The organism is Occallatibacter sp., assembly GCF_036502485.1.
GTDB lineage: Bacteria > Acidobacteriota > Terriglobia > Terriglobales > Acidobacteriaceae > Telmatobacter.
In genome coordinates this window covers 1-17,579 of sequence record NZ_DASXYM010000081.1, presented here as the reverse complement: position 1 = coordinate 17,579, position 17,579 = coordinate 1, and the positions used below count along the sequence as shown (strand labels likewise).

The following is a 17,579-nucleotide window of genomic DNA, read 5'->3' as shown; positions in this document are numbered from 1 at the left end:
TCTCACGGCCCTCAGCTACGAGGATCCTGGCTGGGCCGCGGGTCTCCTCGCGTATTGTCATTGCATGGTCCGCGTATCGATCTTCTACCCCTCCAAGGCCGGCAGCCGCTTCGACGTCGATTACTACCTGAACACCCACATGCCGCTCGCCATCGGCACGCTGGGATCGGCCATCAAGGCGGTGTCAGTCGAGATTGGCTTGATCAGCGGGCTGCCCGACCAGCTTCCTCCCTTCACCGCCATCTGTTCATTCACCTGTGAGACAGTCGAGGCGTTTACCGCCGCGTTCCTGCCCAATGCCGATGTTCTGCAGGGGGACATTCCCAATTACACCGACATCGCCCCGGTGATCCAGGTGAGCGAGATCCGGCTGGCGCAATAGGCGCCGTCCATGACTTGGTGCTATGCACAGTCTCCATGTGCGACCGTGCAGCGTATCATCTCGTCACCATGCGAATCGACAACTATACCCGAATCGTTCTGAGCGCGATTGCCCTGCTGCTGACGGTGATAGCGTTTCGTCCCATGCTCCACCCAACCCCAGTCGCTGCGCAGTCTGCCCGCGAGGATCTCTATATTGAGCCGGGTGTGTACATGCTGCGGTCTCCTGACGGCATGCGCCAGCAGATGGGGAAAGTTGTGGTCGACCTGCACAGCGGGTACATCTGGGGTTTCCCGACAGGCAGCGACGCCCCTTATCCCGCGGGCATGAACGGAGCGAACCCTCCGGTATCCAAGGCGTATCTGCTGGGCCGTTTCGATCTGGATTCTGCGCAGAAATAGCCCATACGCCACCGGGCCAGACCATGTCATGGCCGGGATTATGGGGGCCGGATCATTGGGGCCGGATCGAGCAGCGGCCCGGGCACCAACAAACCCTGAACCGGAAGACCCTGGTGAGCGGCCCTACCGGGCGAGTTCCACCGGAGCAGGCCGCGGGGCGTCGCCGTTACGCGGGGTCTCATCCATTTTGCCGAAGATCATTTTGCCGCTGGCGGTCTGCAGAACGCTGGTCACGGAGATGTCCACGGTGCGGCCGATCATTTTGCGGGCATGATCCACCACCACCATGGTGCCGTCATCGAGGTACCCGACGCCCTGGTTGTATTCTTTGCCTTCTTTCAGGATCAGCACGGTCATGCGCTCTCCCGGCAGGACCACGGGCTTGAGGGCGTTGGCCAGGTCGTTGATGTTCAGCACTTCAACGTGGTGGAGATGGGCGACCTTGTTCAGGTTGAAGTCGTTGGTAACGACTTTGGCTTCCCACTTCTTGGCCAGTTCCAGCAGCTTGAGATCGACTTCGCGGATGGTGGGGAAATCCTCCGACACGATCTGCACCTGAAGGTTTGGATTCGACTGCATGCGCTGCAGCATGTCGAGACCGCGGCGGCCGCGCTGGCGCTTGCTGGAGTCGGTGGAGTCAGCTACCACCTGCAGCTCTCGCAGCACGAACTCGGGCACCACCATGACGCCGTCGATGAAGCCGGCTTCGGCGATATCGGCGATGCGGCCATCAATAATGACGCTGGTATCCAGTACTTTGGAAGAGCGTTTGGTCGGCCGATCCGAATTGAAGAAGGTGCCGAGGGCCGCGGGGTTCAGCAGATCGCCTTTGTTGGCGCCGACCAGCAGGCCGATGTAGGTCATCAAGAGCAGCACGAAAATCTGCAAGGCCGCGGAGGTGTGCTCGTTGAGCGGAGCCGAGCGGAGCACCAGGCAGAACAGCGCCGCGCCGAAGATGCCCAGCACCGATCCGAAAACAGCGCCGATCAGGCGGCGCAGGCTCAGGGCGCGGACCCGGAACTCAAAGACAATGACAGCGCCCGCGGCTCCACCGCCGGCCAGCGCTCCCTGCCAGTCTGTAAGTCCAAAAGGGTGAAGGAAGTAACAAACAACGGTCAGGAGAACGACGAACAAAACACGCAGAAGAATGAGGTCCATATATACCTGCTCCCGCTGGCGCTCGGGAAAATGCGCCAGTTCGGGCACAGTCGTGGAGTATGCCCACCTGCCCGCTGCGTCGTCAAGGAGGAAATCTCCGCATCATGTCACCATGGGGTGAGAAGCCGCCGTTACTCCTCTCGAAGGACGGCCAGGGGGTCAACCCGCGTGGCGCGCAGGGCTGGCACCAGGCTGGCCGCGAAGGAGACGACCACCAGCAATGCCGTTACGGCTACAAACGTTTCCGTATCCCGCACGCTGATTCCATAAACGAGGCTGCCGGCGACGCGCCCCAGAGCCAAGGCCAGTGCGAGGCCGATGCCGACTCCGGCGAGCGTGGGCTTCATTCCCTGCAGCACTACGAGCCCCGCCACGTCGCGCATGGACGCGCCCAAGGCCAGGCGCACCCCGATCTCCCGCATGCGCCGCCGCACCGAGTACGCCAGCACGCTGTAGATACCGATGGTGCAGATCACCAGAGCAAGCATTCCGAAGATGGTCAGCAACTGCATGTTGAACCGGTGCTGCGTCAATGTGTCGCCCACAAAGTCTTCCAACGTGATCACGTTGTCCACCGCGATGTTGCTGTTGACCTGGGCCACCGCGGCTTTCAGCGAGTTTGAGACACCCAGCGGCGCTCCCGTTGTGCGGACCGCCAGGCTGAGCCCGAAGGGCCGCCAGCTCCCCATGGCTGAGTCACTGCCCTGCGCGAGGGGCCAGTAGAGCGTGGCGATACCCGCAGCCGTATCCAGTCCCTGCTGCTTCACATCGCCCACCACCCCGACTACGATGCGCTCCTTATCCGGGAAGAACGACAGCTTCAGTCGCTTTCCGATGGCGCTCCCATGGGGCCAGAACTGTTTCGCCATGGACTTGCTGATCAGCACCACGGCCTGCGCGTCCGCAGTGTCGCTCTGGGCGATGTCGCGGCCTTCGAGGACAGGAACGCGCATCGTTTTGAAATATCCGGGCGTCACCACCCGCACCGATACCTCTGGCTGCTCCGACATCGGAACTACCGGCCTTCCTTCCGCCATTACGGGCTGATTGGAGCCGCCCCTCAGCGGCAAGTCGTCAATGGCCGCTGCCGAGACTACCCCCGGCAAGGCCCTCGCCCGGTCCAGAACAGCCGTGAAGAACTGCGTCTCCTCCGCGGGGGATTTGAACTGCCTGCGCGGAACATTCACATTCATGGTGAGCACATTGCTTTCGTCGAACCCGGGATCGGCTGTCTGCAGCTTCCAGAGGCTGCGCACCATGAGGCCGGCCCCAATGAGCAGCACCAGCGACGCGGCCACCTCCACGGTGACCAGAGCCGACCGAGTGAAGCCGCTGCCGGAGTCGGCGTCCATGCGGCCCAGTCCCTGCTTGAGGGCTTCATTCACATCGCCGCGGGTCATGCTCAGCGCGGGAAGCAGGCCTGAGATCACGCCTGTGACGATGGAGAGGGCGAGGGTGAAGAGCAACACCGGCGTGCTCAGCCCGATTTCGCCCATGCGCGGGAGCTTGTCGGCGAAGAACTTCAGAAGCAACTCGATCCCAAAGTGCGCGGTCACGAGTCCGAGCGCCCCTCCGGTTATCGCCACCATCACGGACTCCAGGAGCAGCAACTGGGTCACGTTGCGGCGGCTGGCTCCGAGCGCTGAGCGGATCGCCATTTCCTTACGCCGCGCGAACGCTCGGCCGAACAGGAGATTCGCCACATTGGCACAGGCAATCAGCAGCACAAACGTGACCGCACCGAGCATCATCAGCAGGGCCGGCCGGACGTCTCCCACGAGGTCATCGCGGAGGGAGAGCACCTGCGCTCCCCAGCCTTTGTCGTCGGCGGGATACATGCGCTCAAGCCGCCTGGAAATGGCGCTCATCTCTGTCTGTGCCTGGCCCACGGTCACTCCAGGCTTGAGTTTCGCGATGGTGAGAAAGTGATGCTCGCCGCGCACCACCGCCTCTTCCGGCGTCAAGCCCATGGGAACCCACATCTGCGCGACATCCGGCTTGAGCATCCGCGGGCCCATCACGCCCACGATCACATAGGGTGTGCCGTCAAGGTTCATGGTGCGGCCGACCACTTGGCGGTCCGCCCCATACCTCTGCTCCCACAGCTTGTAGCCGAGAATCACCTCGTGGTTTTTGCCGGGTTGATCTTCGTCAGCGGTGAAAACGCGCCCCAGCAGCGGCTGCACACCAAGGAGGCTGAAGAAGTCGCTCGTCACCCGGCCCGCTCTCAGTGTTTCCGGCTTCGCTCCGCCGGTGAGCTCGTACGCGGCTCCGCCATACAGCGCCATTCCTTCAAAGACCGTGTTCTGCCGCTGCCAGTCGAGGAAGTTCGCGGCCGAAACCGCAAACTGTGTCATCCCCGGGAACTGCTCCTGCGGCGGCGTATGCCAGATCTGCACCAGCCGGTCGGCATGGGGATAGGGTAGCGGCTCAATCAAGACCGCGTGCACCACGCTGAAGATGGCCGTGTTGGCGCCGATGCCGAGGGCCAGGATGAGCACGGCAATCAGAGTGAAACCGGGGCTCTTGATCAGTTGGCGAGCGGCAAACTTCAAGTTCTGGCGCAATCCGGACACGGCAGGACCTCCGCTATCCGAGTTGCACTTGCGGGACCAACCGTTGAGGACCCCTGTTGCTGAGTTTTCAGTGAGTTGGGGAGAGGGTGCAAAAGACACTTGTGTTCATGTCCGGCACGCGGCGTTCAAAATCGAACAGGCCGTGGCTAGGATGCGACGGCAAGCTGTTGCGGAGGGAGCAAGCGGGTGCTGCCTTTGCGCGGGCCGCGCTTGCGGGCGCTCATCACCTTGATGCGCTCCAGCAGTTCCTGGGGCGAGCAGTTCTTTTTCGCCAGCAGGGCGTCGGCGCCGTGCAGCGAGTCGCCCATTTTGTGCGGGTCACCGAGCAGGATCATGGGAATGTGCGCGGCGATCTGCTTCAGCCGCTTGACCAGCTGATCCCCATTCATCTGCGGCATCGCAAAATCCGACAGCACCAGGTCGACGGCCAACTCCGAAAAGAGCCCGATAGCCTCCTGGGCATTGTTGGCCGATACGACGCGGTATCCATTGGTGGACAGCATAAATTTCAGAACAGAAAGCTCCTGCTCATTGTCATCGACGCAGAGAATGATTTTTTTGGGGCGCATGACTGCTGATTACTCCTTCGTTCCCGAGATTTGTCGTTCAGAGACAACACGAGTCCCTACCCGCCCGCTGCAGGCATTTGAGAATCATGTTTGTATTTCCTGCTTGGCCACAGAAGACTGCGCTTCCGAGACCCGGATTCGGGCGTCAGGGTGTGCCTGTCCGGTGAGCGTCCCTGGCGGGCACACTAACCTTACGACACTCTTCTGACAATCGAGGCCCCGGCAACAAAAACAGCCCTCATACGCGACCAGATTGCGTTGGAAGCCTGGTTCAAGTCCGGCTGAACGCCGGTTGAATTTCCTTCAATGCTTGGCAAGAGTACGGTGATCTGGAACCGGAAGGAAAGGGGGAAATATAGGCGAAAAGAGGAGTGGAAAACTCGACCCCGAAGAGGGAAATCATCTACTTACAACAATCCAAAGAAGTTCGAAATATGAATTCCTGTTGAAAGCATGTGCATCACGGCAGGAAAAGGGTGCCTTTTGCAACCAGAACAGTGCTGCCGGCCACGCGAACATCGGTGACCCTCGCACCTTCAGCGCGTGCACTCAGATACAGGTCGCTGGGGCGACCGATTTCAAGCCCCTGCCGTACCAGAGTTGCCTGCCCGGAGGGCACAAGGCCGCGGCTCACCAGGTAGCTGATGGCACACCCGGCCGCCGAACCCGTGGCCGGATCTTCGCCTCCATTGAACTGCATTCTTGCTCTGAAGTTTTCCACGGCGCCGGGAGTATCAGCTTGCGCTGGAGCAAGGACGTAGAACCAGCGCGCGCCGCGGCTGCGCAGCCAGGCTGTCGCTTCTTCCTGCACCACCCTGAGCCGCCGGAGCGACTCAGAGGACCGCAGCAGGATGATGGCGAAGGCTGTTCCGGTGGAGACGACCTGCGGCGGGTGGCGGGGGTCAAGGTCGTCGGCGTTGAAGCCGCAGAGCCGCGCTACCTGTGCGGGGTCGAGCTCCGCGCCGAATTCAGGATCGCGCTGGGTCATCTCGGCGTGGAGGGAGTCACCGCTGAACTTCACGGGGATGGGGCCTACGTTTTCGGCCAGCGTGATGGCCTGGCCGCGCAATGTATCAGGCGCCGTGAGCCTGAGGACGCTGGCGGTGCCGAGGGTGGGATGGCCGGCGAAGGGAAGCTCTTCTTCAGTGGTGAAGATGCGCACCCGCACGCCCTCGCGACGTTCTGTTTCCGCGTCTCTGCGTTCGACGAATGTGGTTTCAGAGAGATTGAACTCGCGGGCGATGGACTGCATCTGTTCCGTGCTCAAGCCGGCGTTGTTCATCACGACGGCGAGGGGGTTTCCTGCCAGCGCGTTTTCAGTGAACACATCGACGACGGAATACTCGAGGGCGGCCGGCATGCGCAGTTCCTCACCAATGGATGAAGAGCTGAGGCAAAGGATTCTCAGTTTTGGCAGGGAAGGAGTTGCCGCTGGAAGTCGGGGCCGGGCATCGCGGTGGAGTTGGCCGGTGGGGTCGGATGTTCGGCTAAGCGGTTCTGCCGTCCAGGGCGATCAGCGGTCTGGGAAGGCGGGTGCTGGCGCGATCAAGAAAGAGGCGCATGCGCAGAGCCTCGTGTCGCTGCGCGGCAACCAGGCGGCGCTGGCGGCAGATATGATCCGGATCGATGAGCAACCTGGCTTGCGCCTCATCGAAATCAGCTCCCTGTTCGAGGCGGCCGATGCGCTCTTCAATGCTGCGACGGAAGCGAGGGCTGATTTCTAAGCCTTCATGCGAAAAGGACTCGGGAGGCATGGCTTGTACTCGCTTTCTCAGGCAGGTTGGAAAGTTATGGGCTCAAGTTCTGCCTGACACCGCCGATAGTATCGAAGCGGCTGAGTGTGCGCCAGATTACGGGTTCGGGAAATAGTTTGAGACGAACGTAACGATGTGTCTCGAAACGAGACAGGGCCGAAGCAATCGGCCCTGTAGTCAGGTTTGACTTAGTCGGAGATTGACTTAGAAGCACAACTCGAGCGCAAGGAGTTAGACGGCCCTCAGCGAGCGTTTCTGCGTCCGTTGGGTGCAGCATTGGCCACGGCGAGCACGACTTGAGTGCCGCCGTCCAGGCGCACATTCTTCTGTGCTCCGAGCAGCGCTCCGGAGGCGTTCGAAAAAGGCTGACCGTTGGCATTCGCCGCGATGAGGACTCCTGGAAGCGCCGTGGTCTTGACGGTTACGTCGCCCTGCTGCGTCACCACCGTGCCCGTTGCGGGGGCTGTCCTGGCCGCAGTGGCGATCGATGCCGTGCTGCTTGCAGCGCCGCGGTCGGAGATGTCGGTCGCGGCCTTGCCGCCGATCGGATCCACAGCAGAGCCGGCATTGGCCGGAGCTACTGATTGCAGCACGGCCTTGATGGGAAGACTTTTTCCTGTCGCAAGCTGCGCACGGTCGAACTGCACCGTCACTTTCGCTCCCTGCGATCCGCTGCTCGCGGGCTGCGAATCGACCACTTTTCCAAGGATCTTCGATCCGCTCGGAATCACGACGCCATCCGCGGTGGTGGCGCTGCCGGTTGTCTTCACCAGAACGGGGTCGCCCGGTTTCGCGCTGGTCGAGTCAATCCTGCTTTCCAGTTCGCCCTTCACGGGACGCAGCGCGCTGTTATTCACCTCGGGCGCGTTGGCGGTGCTTGGAACCGGCACGGCGCGCTCGGTGCTGCTTCGATCAGGAGCTGCCGCATGAACGGCGGGCCGCGGGTTCTCCAACCTGACCGGCATAGGTTCCGCGGTGCTGGCTTGCAGCGTAGCCGGATTGGATGGTGCTGCCTGTTGAGCAAGCAGAGATGCGCTGGCCACGCCAGCCATCATAAGAAGCGCAAAGTAGATTTTTATATCTCGCATTAAGTTAACTCGCATAAGTTATGCCTCGCGGATTCCACCGGAACCCTAGCTCTCTGTAAGAGGCAGGCGGAGAAAAGGCAGGTTGCTTCGCCCGATCTTCTGCCGGCGTTGCGCGGTGGCGGCGAATCAAAACCGAATGCGCGAGCAACCAAGCGGGAATCTATCTGGCAAGTGCAGGAAAGGTGGGTGGGTCTTTGCGCTGGTGGACGGTTTGTTCGAAGTCGCAGGCATAGCGGATCAGTTGTGCTTCGCTGAATGCGCGCCCGAGAAACGTCAATCCTGCGGGAAGCGTGTGGTGGGTGAATCCCATGGGCACGGTGATGGCCGGGAAGCCCGTCTGCGGAGAGAGCACCTGCGAGTTATCGCCGGCGGGGCTCTTCATGTCGCCTACTTTGCGGGGAGGATTGCTCCAGGTGGGGTAGACGATGGCGTCGAGGCGATTGTCGGCCATGGCCTTTGTCAGGGCGTCGCGGAAGGCAATCTTGGGCGCGTCGTGGTAAACGTCGGGACAGGGCGAGCGGCGGTCGTCCGCCTTGGGCGGTTCAATGGAACCGCGGATCTCATCGGCGATGTAAGGCAGATAGAGGCCGCTGGCCACTATTGACTTGAGGTCGTGGTACGGTGCGTTGGGGTGCCGGGCGAGATAGGCATTGAGGTCGGCCTCAAAGTCGCCGCACCACAGGTCCTTCTCGAGAGCTTTCTCATTGGGGATGGTGAAGGGATCGACGAGCGTGGCGCCTTCTGCCTGCAGGGTCTTCAGAGCTGCTTCAGTGACGGCTTTCACTTCAGGGTCAGTGTTGGGCGTGGAGAAGTACTCGCGGAAGACGCCGATGCGGGCGCCGTGCAGGCCGTGGCGGTCGAGAGACTGCGTGTAGTCGACGGGTGGATGCCGGGCAGCCAGCCGGGTCACAGGATCGGCGGGGTCAGTGCCGGCGACTACGGTGAGGATGGCGGCGGCATCGGCGACCGAGCGCGCCATGGGTCCGCCGACGTCATTGTGGGCAAAGAGAGGAATGATGCCGGCGCGGCTGGTGAGGCCGATGGTGGGGCGGATGCCGACGAGGTCGCTGTGTGACGACGGGCCGCGGATGGAGTTGCCGGTATCGGTGCCGAGACCGACTGCGCCCAGGCTGGCGGCCACGGCGGCAGCGGTGCCTCCACTGGAGCCGGCGGGGACGCGGGTGAGGTCATATGGGTTGCGAGTGATTCCGGCCGTGGAGCTGACCGTAACGTAGGGGCTGAAGGCCCACTCGGCCATGTTGGTTTTGGCCAGGATGATGGCTCCGGCGGCGCGCAGCCTGGCGACCATGGTGGCGTCCTGCTCGGGAAGAAAGCCTTTCAGCGCGAGGGATCCGCCCGTGGTCTGCAGGCCGCGGGTGTCGTAATTGTCTTTGATGAGGACGGCGATGCCGCCCAGCGGAGGCAGGGTGTGCGTGGAGCGGAAGTTGCGGTCGCAAGCGTCGGCTTCATCGAGAGCATGCGGATTTACGACCACGATGGCGTTGAGGCGAAGACCGTCGATGGGCTTCTGGTCGTAAGCGGCGATGCGGCGGAGGTAGCTCTCGACGACGGCGCGGCAGGTGGTGCGGCCTTCGCGGATGGCCTGCTGTGTTTCCGCAATGGTGGCGCCGGTGACTTCAAAGGGGGGCTGGGCGGATTGCGCGATGAGTGCGGATGCGGAGAGAAGGAGCAGCAGGAGGACGCGTGGATGCGGGCGCATTGAGTTTGTTGTAACACGCGTGGAGAGAGGGAAAGCGGGTCCTTCCCCTTCGGTTTCACTCAAGGTCAGGATGACGAGTTTTGGCTGGGGAAAAGTGGGTGGAACGAGGTCCGTGGTTTCCCACCCTGTCGCCAGGAAAAAGGCGACAGGATGGGGCACGGTGGCTAACTGGCGAATGACAGTTTGTCCGGTGGCCGTACTCGAACGCGGACGCGGGCGGCTACCGGGCTGCCTTTTCCTTGGCGGAGGGCTTGGCGCTGGCCAGTTCCTTGGCGCCGGCGAGGTGCTTCTCGAGGACGGGAATGGCAGCCTCCGCGTAGGACTTGATGGCGGGATCTTTGGCGCTGGCGGCCTGCTTCTTGTACTCGGCGAGGGCTTTGGTGTGGCCCGCGACCATCTCCTGGACGTACTTCTTGTCAAAGGCGGCGCCTTTCAGCTTACCCATGGGGTCGATCATCATCTTGTTGTGCGCCGCGTCGATGGAGGTGGGCACGTTAAGCCCGCCGCCCTGCTGGGCAGCCATCTTGAGCTGCGCGAAGTCGCTGGTGTGGTCGGTGACCAGGGTCTGGGCGTAGTCCTTGACCTGCTGGGAGTCAGCGTTGGTGGCTGCGAGCTGGCCGAGGTTGGCTTCGACCATGTCGGTCTGGGCGGCCATGTCGACGAACTGCTGGTCGCCACCGGCTTTCATCTCGGCAGCTTTCTTCTGCCCGAAGGCGGAGACGGCGAGGGCGAGACAGCATACAGACGTGAGGATGCGAGTCATTTGGTTTCTCTCCAATGTGAAGTGGTGTGTGGGTTGGAGGCGTGTTTGCCGGCGAGGGTCCGGGAGGAGGAGGAGATGCAGGTAGGCGGGATGCGCGCGAGGCGGATTGCTGCCGGATTGCACACTCCAGTGCGGACTTTCACGGCAGTTTGGATGCGGGATGAGGCGTTAAGGTAACTGCGGCCTGGCGGGTTTGAAGGCGTGGAGGGTCGTGAGGGCTAGCCGGCCGCGGTCTCTCAGCAGTTGGTCGACATCATGGTGCAGCCTTGTTTGGTGGGCTTCCACTGGACAAGGAAGCGGGTGACGGCCGCGGTGTCCGAGCGCTGCACCGCCAGTTCCAGTTCCTTGGTGCGCGAGCTGAAGAGGAGTTTGCCGGTCTCGCTCAGCACGGCTACCTCGGGCACTCCGTGAGTTACGGGGACCTGGTATTTTTCGGCGATGTCGAGGTTGGTGTCGAGGTGGCCCACGTTCACGTGCACCAGCACGTAGTTGGCTTCGAGGATGGGCCGGTTCTGCTCGTTATGCATATACATATCGAGCACGATGCAGTCGCCGCACCAGTTGCCGCCGAAGTCGAGCAGTACGCGCTTGTGCGCCTGCGCTGCTGTCTTCAGGGCGTTGGCGATGTCGGTTCGCGCCTGTTCGGGATCGGGGTATATTGTGCGGGCTGAGGACCAGGCCATGCCGGCCAGCAGGGTGAGTGCGGCCGCTGCAATCCATTGAGGAAACTTCACGGGGGACCTCCGCAGTCTTCATTGTATTCGTCTAAAGGAACGGCGAGTTTTTGCATCTCCGGCCGCCAGTCCTATACTCACCTGAGGACACATGAGCGAGACCCTCCGCAAGCGCCTCGAATCCACGCCGTTCCCCGACCTTGGTTCCATGATGGAGGGTTACGCGCGGGGTGCCGTGCAGGCGGCCCGCGAGGACTATCGCCACACCCTCGATTTCACTCCAGGCTCGATCGAGACGCTCGACGAGATCCTCATCCTGGTGAGCGAGAGCCCGGACCACGACGTGGACTACGAGGTTCGGTTGTGGGGTGCGTATCTGGGCGAGATCATCCGGCAGCGCTACGCCGGTGGGTGGGAGATGACGCAGTATCCGGGAGGGACCGTGGCTGTGCCGGCGGTGGATGTACGCGGCTCGCGCCTATTCCCGCTGATGAAGGTGTATCGCCGGCTCACGATGGGCGAAGAAGAGGACCTGCGGAGCTTCTATGCCATGGTGACGGAGCGGCTGGGACGGCCGGCGCAGGTGAATTGAGGCAGGGAGCAGGGATTTGAGATCAGCCTTGAGCGTCGGCTCGTAATACCTAACCTTAAGGTCTGAATCTGACCCTTATTGCCTGGTCGCTATTCCGTACTCCCCTGCCTTTCTCACGTGTGAGGTAGCTCACACGGCGCGCCACCCGGCCTTGTGCGACAATAAAGATGTTAAAGGAGCAAGCCCTGAAGTTTGGCTTGCGGAGGATGTATCCATGGGTGATCTCTTTCAGCCTACCCACTTGTTGGTGATTGCAGTTGTGTTGCTCGTGCTGTTTGGCGCGAAGCGGCTCCCCGAACTTGGCAAGGGCCTGGGCGAAGGCCTGAAGGGGTTCAAGGAAGGGCTGAAGACCGGGAACGAGCAGCCCCCTGCTGCCTCGACGCAGCAGAGCGCCGCGGTGACCCCGCCGCCGGCCGGTCCCACGGAACCGAAGGCGTAGACCGCCCGAGGCGGCCTGCCGCTCGGCAATCAAGTTCAGAACGACGATAAGGAAGGGCCTGTGCAGCGCACAGGCCCTTCCTTATTTTGCGTTTGGGCGCGTCTCTTGCGGACCTTGGGGCCCCTTTACAGGCGAGCTCCTGGAACATTCTTACCCTTGACATACAACGCGACGCGTTATACGGTCATCGTAATGATTCAGAGTTTCAAAGAGGATGACGTTCGAGTGCTCTTCGAAACTCGCGAATCAAAGCGCTGGCGGCCCATCGTAGCAGTTGCTCTCCGCAAGCTTGATCAGATGGAAGCCGCCCTAAGCCTGAGTGATCTGCGCGTGCCTCCCGGCAACCGATTGGAAGCACTAAAGGGTAACCGGATTGGGCAGCACAGCATTCGAATCAATGACCAGTACCGACTCTGCTTCAAGTGGAAAGCGGACGGAGCGCACGACGTTGAGATCGTGGACTATCACTGACGCTCACGAGGCCTCAGTGATCTTTGTAAGTTTTCACGGGAACCAAGCCTTATGTCTGAGTCTCGCCTGAATGATCGCCCCAGCGCCGGCTGGAATATCCGGAGAACCACAACCCATCCCGGGGAAATGCTGCGCGAAGAGTTCCTCGTGCCCTTAGGCATTTCTCAGAATGCTCTTGCCATGAAGATCCGAGTTCCTGCCACGAGGATTGGCGATATCGTCCACGGGCGGCGTTCGATTACCCCGGAGACTGCGCTGCGCCTGGCGAAGTTTTTTGGGAACAGTCCGCAGTTCTGGCTCAATCTGCAACAGATGTACGACTTGTCCAAGACACAGATCGAACTCGGCGAGAGAATTGATAAAGAGGTCGAAGTCTGTTGCCTATAGGCATCCGCCTCCCCACCTACAGATGAGGGTGGATCGAGTCGCGCAAGGCATCCGCGTGGTGTCGTACGCCACCGTCAGCGGATACCTTGGCGCGCCTCCGTTCCAGTCACCTAATCACATCACCGCCCTGTCGGGTTGCGGACACTCGTGTGATTGAGCACGGCGGAGACTACTCTGCAGCCGGGCGCGGCATCAGACACTCTGTCAGCACGCACGACCCGTTCTCAATAGACCCCAACCTCGGTCTGGGGCGCCCCTAACTACAACTTTCCCCAGAGCAAGCTCCTTACCAGCTTCTATCTATTTCTCTCTGGAGGCCCCTATGAGTCGTACATTTAAAGCCGTTCACCCGATTCCTCACCTTGTCACTGCCTGTCTTCTGACAGGCTTTCTTGTTTGCGGCGGGATCCGTGCAGCCGCGGAAACTGTCCCCAGCGGCTCGGCCACGGTATCGCACGTTTACGTCTCTTACACGCCGCCGGGCGCGTCGAGCAACAAGATCGCGGAGTTCAACGCGGCCGCAAACGGCGCGCTTACGACGATTGCCGGTTCGCCTTACGCAGGCAACGTGGAGAGCATGGCTGTGAACGGGAGCTACCTCTTCGGTTCAAACCTGACGGGCACCTGGGTGGCTTCATTCAAGATCAAATCCAGCGGGGCGCTTCAGTGGGTCAACTCCGCCAATGTGCAGAGCCCCGACGCCACTGGGTGCGTCTATCCGAGCGCGATCACGCTTGACCACTCCGGCTCGACGCTCTACCGCGTGCAGTACAGCGGGGGGCTTTGCGACCACACCCACTACCAGTCCTTCTCAGTGAACTGGGCGACGGGCCAACTGCACTTCCTCGGTAAAAGTGCCGACATCTTTCTGTTCAACTCGCCGCTGAGCTTTGCCGGAACCGACAAGTTCGCGTACGGCTCCGAGTGCCTGAACTACCAGGGCGGGCCGCTCGATACGTTTACCGGCTACATGCGCGGATCCGGGGGGCTTCTGAACGTGGCTGGAAGCAGCGCTCCGAATCCGGCAACCAAGGATCCGAACGACTTCTACTGCCGGGCGTGGACGGCAGCCGACCCGACCAATCATCTGGCAGTGACGTTTACGGATACGAACTTCAACGACCCCTATAACAGCCCGGCCACGCAGCTTGGCGTTTACACGGTGCAGCCGGGAGGAAACCTGACCACCACCAGCACCTGGGCCAACATGCCTTCGACGGCGGTGGGCTACGTCACGGGTCTGGCTACGTCGCGGAACGGCCAGTTGCTGGCGGTGAGCGGAACGGGCGGACTGCAGGTCTTCCACTTCAACGGAGCGAACCCGATCACTCCGTATACCGGGCTGCTGACGAGTGCCTCGATCGACCAGATTTACTGGGATAACAACAATCACCTGTTCGCCCTGAGCAAATCCGGCGGCAGCTTGTACGTGTTCACGGTGACGGCGACAGGGTATGCGGCGGCGCCGGGGTCGCCGCACGCGATCGCGGGGCCGGCGGGTTTGATCGTGGATCCGCTGACGGATAGCGACGGCGACTGGGACCACGATTAAGGCACTTGGTCGGGCAATGCAAAAGCCCCGCGCGGTGCGCGGGGCTTTTGCATCTACTCCCTTTTCTCTGTTGGCTATTCCCTGTTCCAGGTCTTTACTTCACATCTTTGCCGGAGGGGTAGTAGCCGGACTTGGCTGAGACTTCCAGGCCGGGGCGGTTGACGCGCACGTCGAGCTTGCGGAACTTGCTGTCGATGAGAGGCTCGTGGCTGTAGTAGCCCAGGGTGTACTGGGTGCGGGCTTCCGTGGCCAGCTCGGCATAGCTCCTTTCGATGTTGTTGACGCCGTTCTCGGAGTCGAGCGTGCCGCCGGTGGCGAGGGTGTACTTCACCAGCATGTTGTCATACATGGTGAAGGGCAGGTGGAAGCGGCTCAGCCGGCCGAGGCCGAGGCGCGCGGCGTCGCCGACCAGCGTGCCATAGACCTGAATATTGTTGGTCTGCAGGTACTTCACCACTTCCCTGTAGCTGGCCTTGCTGCCGTATTCCTTGCCGTCGGACATGACGTAGATCACCCGGCGCCGTTCCTTGGGCCGGTTTGAAAGCTCCTTGGCGGCCGCCAGAATGGCGTCGTTGAGGGTGTGAATCTCCTTCGGGATCGTCATGAAGGTGTCGTTCCCGGTGGAGCGGCCGGGCTGAATGTTTGGATCGGCGCAGTTGCCGTTGACGCGGATGGGGCAGCCCGCCAGGGGACCGCTGTTGACCGCGTTCAACTGCTCGGTTCCGGAGGACTTGGTCATGGACAGGATGAACGGGACCCGAGCGCTCTGCGCTCCGGTGAAGCCGTTGGACTGGTTGTGCGCGCCGTTGGAGTAAGAGAAGACGGAAACTTCGTCATACGGCGTGAGGCCGCCCTGGATGGCTCCCAGGGACTGGTTGATCTGCGCCATCTGATCGCGGGGCAGGCTCTGGTCGACCACGTAGGCAACGGACAGCGGAAAGGGCGATACGGTAAAGAACCGCAGCGGCTGGAAGGTGTTGTTCTCGTACACCTTGAAGTCGCGCCAGGTGAGGCCGGGGACCAGCTTGCCCTTGTTGTCCTTGACCGTGACCGGAATCTGGACGAAGTTTGTGTACGTGACGATCTGATAGCCCAGGTCGGCGGGAGCTTCGGCGCCTTCAGAGATCTTGGGCGGGGGGCCCTGCTGCTCATTCTGAGCCGGAGGAACCGCCTGGGGGGCGGGCGCCTGCTGCTGCGGAATGTTGCCTTCGCTGTCGGTCCCGGACGAACTGGTCGACTCTGTGCCGGCGCCTCCGCCGGGCCGGATGGGACCTGCGGCCACATCGGACAGCGGCACGGGAGCCTGCGGAGCGGGCGCATCGGGAACCGGCGCCGGGGCGGGCTGCTGGGGCTGCTGCCCCACTCCCGCGGGAATCAGGGTCATCCCTAAAAGTGCTGTTAGCGCCGTTGCTTGCAATCCAAACTTCACCGGTCTTCTATCCTCCGTACACCGCCGCACAACCCGCTGGCGCAACAGCCCATGACGGTACCGAACGACTGTACTCCATCGCGTTTTCCTGTCAAGGACGTTTCAACCGTCAGAGTATCAGACGCGCCGCGGGGGCGCAGGTTTGCTTGGAGGGAGGGAGGGCAGGGAAAGAGGGAAAGAGGGAAAGAGGGAAAGAGGGAAAGAGGGGAAGGAGGGGAAGGAGGGAAAGAGGGGAAGAGTTACAGAGTTACAGGGTTGCGGAGTGAAGAGAGGGTAGCGGAGCATGGGGCGAATCGGCAGGCGGCGAATAGGCAGGCGGCCACTTTGTCCCTTTGTCCCTTTGTCCCTCTTTCCCTTTTTCCCTCTGTTCCTTTGCCCCTTTGTCCCTTTGTCCCTCTTTCCCCTTTTTCCCTCTTTCCCTTTTTCCCTCTGTTCCTTTGCCCCTCTGGCCCAGCATCCTTCGCCCTGTTCTAACGCGTTCTGCCAGTTGTGCCATTTTGTGTGGGCTGTACTATGCTCTCTCAAAGGCGCTTTGTGGCGTCTAACGGTGTGACATGCTTATCCGTCGTCTCGCTTCCCTTCCGTTGTTTGTGCTTCTGGCCGGCGCCGGCGCGCGGGCCCAGCTTGCGCCCTCGCCGGATGCGCCCCCGGTGAGCCATGCCCCGGCTCAGCCCGAAGACGACCAGTCTGTCGCGACCTTCAAGATTCAGAGCACTCTCGTCGACCTGTTTTTCACGGTGAAGGACCATTCCGGCCAGCTTGTGCCCCACCTTAACAAGGACAACTGCACGGTGGAGGAAGACAAGCAGCCGCAGAAGTGGCGCAACTTTGCCGCGGAGAACGACCTGCCTCTCACGCTGGGAATCCTGCTGGATACGTCCGGGAGCCAGCAATACGTTCTGCCTCTCGAAGAGCAGGCGGGGGCGCAGTTTCTGGACCAGGTGCTGCGCAAGAAGGATGAGGCGTTCCTGCTTTCCTTCGACGTGGACGTGGACCTGCTGCAGGACTTTACCAATAATGCCCACCAGCTTGCGCGGGCCATGAACAAGGCGCAGATCAATACCGCGGGCGGCGGCGGGACGGGCATTCCGGGGCTGGGCGGGGGCACCGTACCCACCATCGGGCAGACCAAGGGGACGCTGCTTTACGACGCCATCTATCTCGCGGCCAACGAGAAGATGACGCAGGAGACGGGCCGCAAAGCCATGATCATCCTCACGGACGGCGACGACCAGGGCAGCCGGACCAAGATTCAGGAATCCATTGCCGCGGCGCAGCGGTCGAACGCCATCATCTACGTGATCCTGATTGCGGATACGGGGTTTTATGGCGGCTTCAACATGGGCTACTCGGGCTACTCGGCGGCCAAGAAGCTGTCAGAGGAGACGGGGGGGCGGCTGATCAATGTGGGGAATAACGCCAAGAAGCTGTCGGAAGCCTTCCAGCAGATCCAGGACGAGCTGCGGACCCAGTATGTGGGGACGTACACCCCCACGAACGCCAAGATGGACGGGAGCTTCCGCCACGTTGCGGTGAGCTGCGGCGAAGGGACGCACGTGCAGGTGCGCAAGGGCTACTTTGCCCCCAATGCCGGGGAGCCGGAGAAGCGGCCCGGGCAGTAAGC

At 61.7% G+C, this 17,579-nt stretch carries 18 protein-coding genes; 9 read left to right on the top strand and 9 right to left on the bottom strand.

Going from position 1 to position 17,579, the window contains the following annotated elements; genetic code table 11:
- The first annotated feature begins 64 nt into the window (after positions 1-64).
- Positions 65-382, top strand: a complete 318-nt coding sequence (locus tag VGL22_RS11655; protein WP_465267097.1) for an EthD family reductase — start codon at positions 65-67, stop codon at positions 380-382.
- Between the two features lie 35 nt (positions 383-417).
- Complete coding sequence (locus VGL22_RS11650; protein WP_465267096.1) at positions 418-783, top strand: hypothetical protein; 366 nt, start codon at positions 418-420, stop codon at positions 781-783.
- A gap of 123 nt (positions 784-906) precedes the next feature.
- On the opposite strand, the gene VGL22_RS11645 is transcribed toward VGL22_RS11650, so the two are convergent.
- The 4 genes from VGL22_RS11645 to VGL22_RS11630 all read right to left on the bottom strand — a co-directional run bounded on the left by VGL22_RS11645 (position 907) and on the right by VGL22_RS11630 (position 6,446).
- Complete coding sequence (locus VGL22_RS11645; protein WP_465267095.1) at positions 907-1,941, bottom strand: PIN/TRAM domain-containing protein; 1,035 nt, start codon at positions 1,939-1,941, stop codon at positions 907-909.
- 131 nt (positions 1,942-2,072) lie between these two features.
- Positions 2,073-4,517, bottom strand: coding sequence for an ABC transporter permease (locus tag VGL22_RS11640; protein WP_465267094.1), 2,445 nt, complete (start codon positions 4,515-4,517; stop codon positions 2,073-2,075).
- A 146-nt stretch (positions 4,518-4,663) separates the two neighbouring features.
- Entirely contained in the window at positions 4,664-5,086 is a 423-nt protein-coding gene (locus VGL22_RS11635; RefSeq protein WP_465267093.1) for a response regulator transcription factor, read from the bottom strand.
- Positions 5,087-5,546: 460 nt separating this feature from the next.
- Positions 5,547-6,446: a PhzF family phenazine biosynthesis protein gene (locus VGL22_RS11630; RefSeq protein WP_465267092.1), complete on the bottom strand. Its 900-nt coding sequence runs from the start codon at positions 6,444-6,446 to the stop codon at positions 5,547-5,549.
- Positions 6,447-6,555: 109 nt separating this feature from the next.
- Here VGL22_RS11630 and VGL22_RS11625 point away from each other — a divergent pair, with 109 nt between their 5' ends.
- Positions 6,556-6,810 (top strand): hypothetical protein, encoded by a 255-nt coding sequence (locus tag VGL22_RS11625; protein WP_465267091.1) that lies wholly within the window; start codon positions 6,556-6,558, stop codon positions 6,808-6,810.
- Positions 6,811-7,082: 272 nt separating this feature from the next.
- On the opposite strand, the gene VGL22_RS11620 is transcribed toward VGL22_RS11625, so the two are convergent.
- The 4 genes from VGL22_RS11620 to VGL22_RS11605 form a co-directional block, all read right to left on the bottom strand.
- The gene (locus VGL22_RS11620) at positions 7,083-7,928 is read right to left on the bottom strand and encodes a hypothetical protein (protein ID WP_465267090.1); all 846 of its coding nucleotides are present in this window, start codon (positions 7,926-7,928) and stop codon (positions 7,083-7,085) included.
- A gap of 160 nt (positions 7,929-8,088) precedes the next feature.
- The gene (locus VGL22_RS11615) at positions 8,089-9,648 is read right to left on the bottom strand and encodes an amidase (RefSeq protein ID WP_465267089.1); all 1,560 of its coding nucleotides are present in this window, start codon (positions 9,646-9,648) and stop codon (positions 8,089-8,091) included.
- 220 nt (positions 9,649-9,868) lie between these two features.
- Entirely contained in the window at positions 9,869-10,411 is a 543-nt protein-coding gene (locus VGL22_RS11610; protein WP_465267088.1) for a DUF4142 domain-containing protein, read from the bottom strand.
- A 236-nt stretch (positions 10,412-10,647) separates the two neighbouring features.
- Positions 10,648-11,145: a thioredoxin family protein gene (locus VGL22_RS11605; RefSeq protein WP_465267087.1), complete on the bottom strand. Its 498-nt coding sequence runs from the start codon at positions 11,143-11,145 to the stop codon at positions 10,648-10,650.
- Between the two features lie 91 nt (positions 11,146-11,236).
- On the opposite strand from VGL22_RS11605, the gene VGL22_RS11600 reads away from it, so the two are divergent.
- From VGL22_RS11600 to VGL22_RS11580, 5 genes are all read left to right on the top strand, one after another.
- Positions 11,237-11,677 carry a hypothetical protein gene (locus VGL22_RS11600; protein ID WP_465267086.1) on the top strand — a complete coding sequence of 147 codons (441 nt, stop codon included), beginning with the start codon at positions 11,237-11,239 and terminating at the stop codon, positions 11,675-11,677.
- 214 nt (positions 11,678-11,891) lie between these two features.
- Positions 11,892-12,116: a twin-arginine translocase TatA/TatE family subunit gene (gene tatA, locus VGL22_RS11595; protein ID WP_465267085.1), complete on the top strand. Its 225-nt coding sequence runs from the start codon at positions 11,892-11,894 to the stop codon at positions 12,114-12,116.
- Positions 12,117-12,272: 156 nt separating this feature from the next.
- The gene (locus tag VGL22_RS11590; RefSeq protein ID WP_465267084.1) at positions 12,273-12,587 is read left to right on the top strand and encodes a type II toxin-antitoxin system RelE/ParE family toxin; all 315 of its coding nucleotides are present in this window, start codon (positions 12,273-12,275) and stop codon (positions 12,585-12,587) included.
- A gap of 51 nt (positions 12,588-12,638) precedes the next feature.
- Positions 12,639-12,974 carry a HigA family addiction module antitoxin gene (locus VGL22_RS11585; protein WP_465267083.1) on the top strand — a complete coding sequence of 112 codons (336 nt, stop codon included), beginning with the start codon at positions 12,639-12,641 and terminating at the stop codon, positions 12,972-12,974.
- A gap of 322 nt (positions 12,975-13,296) precedes the next feature.
- Positions 13,297-14,526 carry a hypothetical protein gene (locus VGL22_RS11580; RefSeq protein ID WP_465267082.1) on the top strand — a complete coding sequence of 410 codons (1,230 nt, stop codon included), beginning with the start codon at positions 13,297-13,299 and terminating at the stop codon, positions 14,524-14,526.
- 94 nt (positions 14,527-14,620) lie between these two features.
- On the opposite strand, the gene VGL22_RS11575 is transcribed toward VGL22_RS11580, so the two are convergent.
- Complete coding sequence (locus VGL22_RS11575) at positions 14,621-15,910, bottom strand: VWA domain-containing protein (RefSeq protein ID WP_465267081.1); 1,290 nt, start codon at positions 15,908-15,910, stop codon at positions 14,621-14,623.
- A gap of 599 nt (positions 15,911-16,509) precedes the next feature.
- Between VGL22_RS11575 and VGL22_RS11570 the strand changes: the two genes are divergently transcribed.
- Positions 16,510-17,577 carry a VWA domain-containing protein gene (locus VGL22_RS11570; protein WP_465267080.1) on the top strand — a complete coding sequence of 356 codons (1,068 nt, stop codon included), beginning with the start codon at positions 16,510-16,512 and terminating at the stop codon, positions 17,575-17,577.
- Positions 17,578-17,579: the final 2 nt, after the last annotated feature.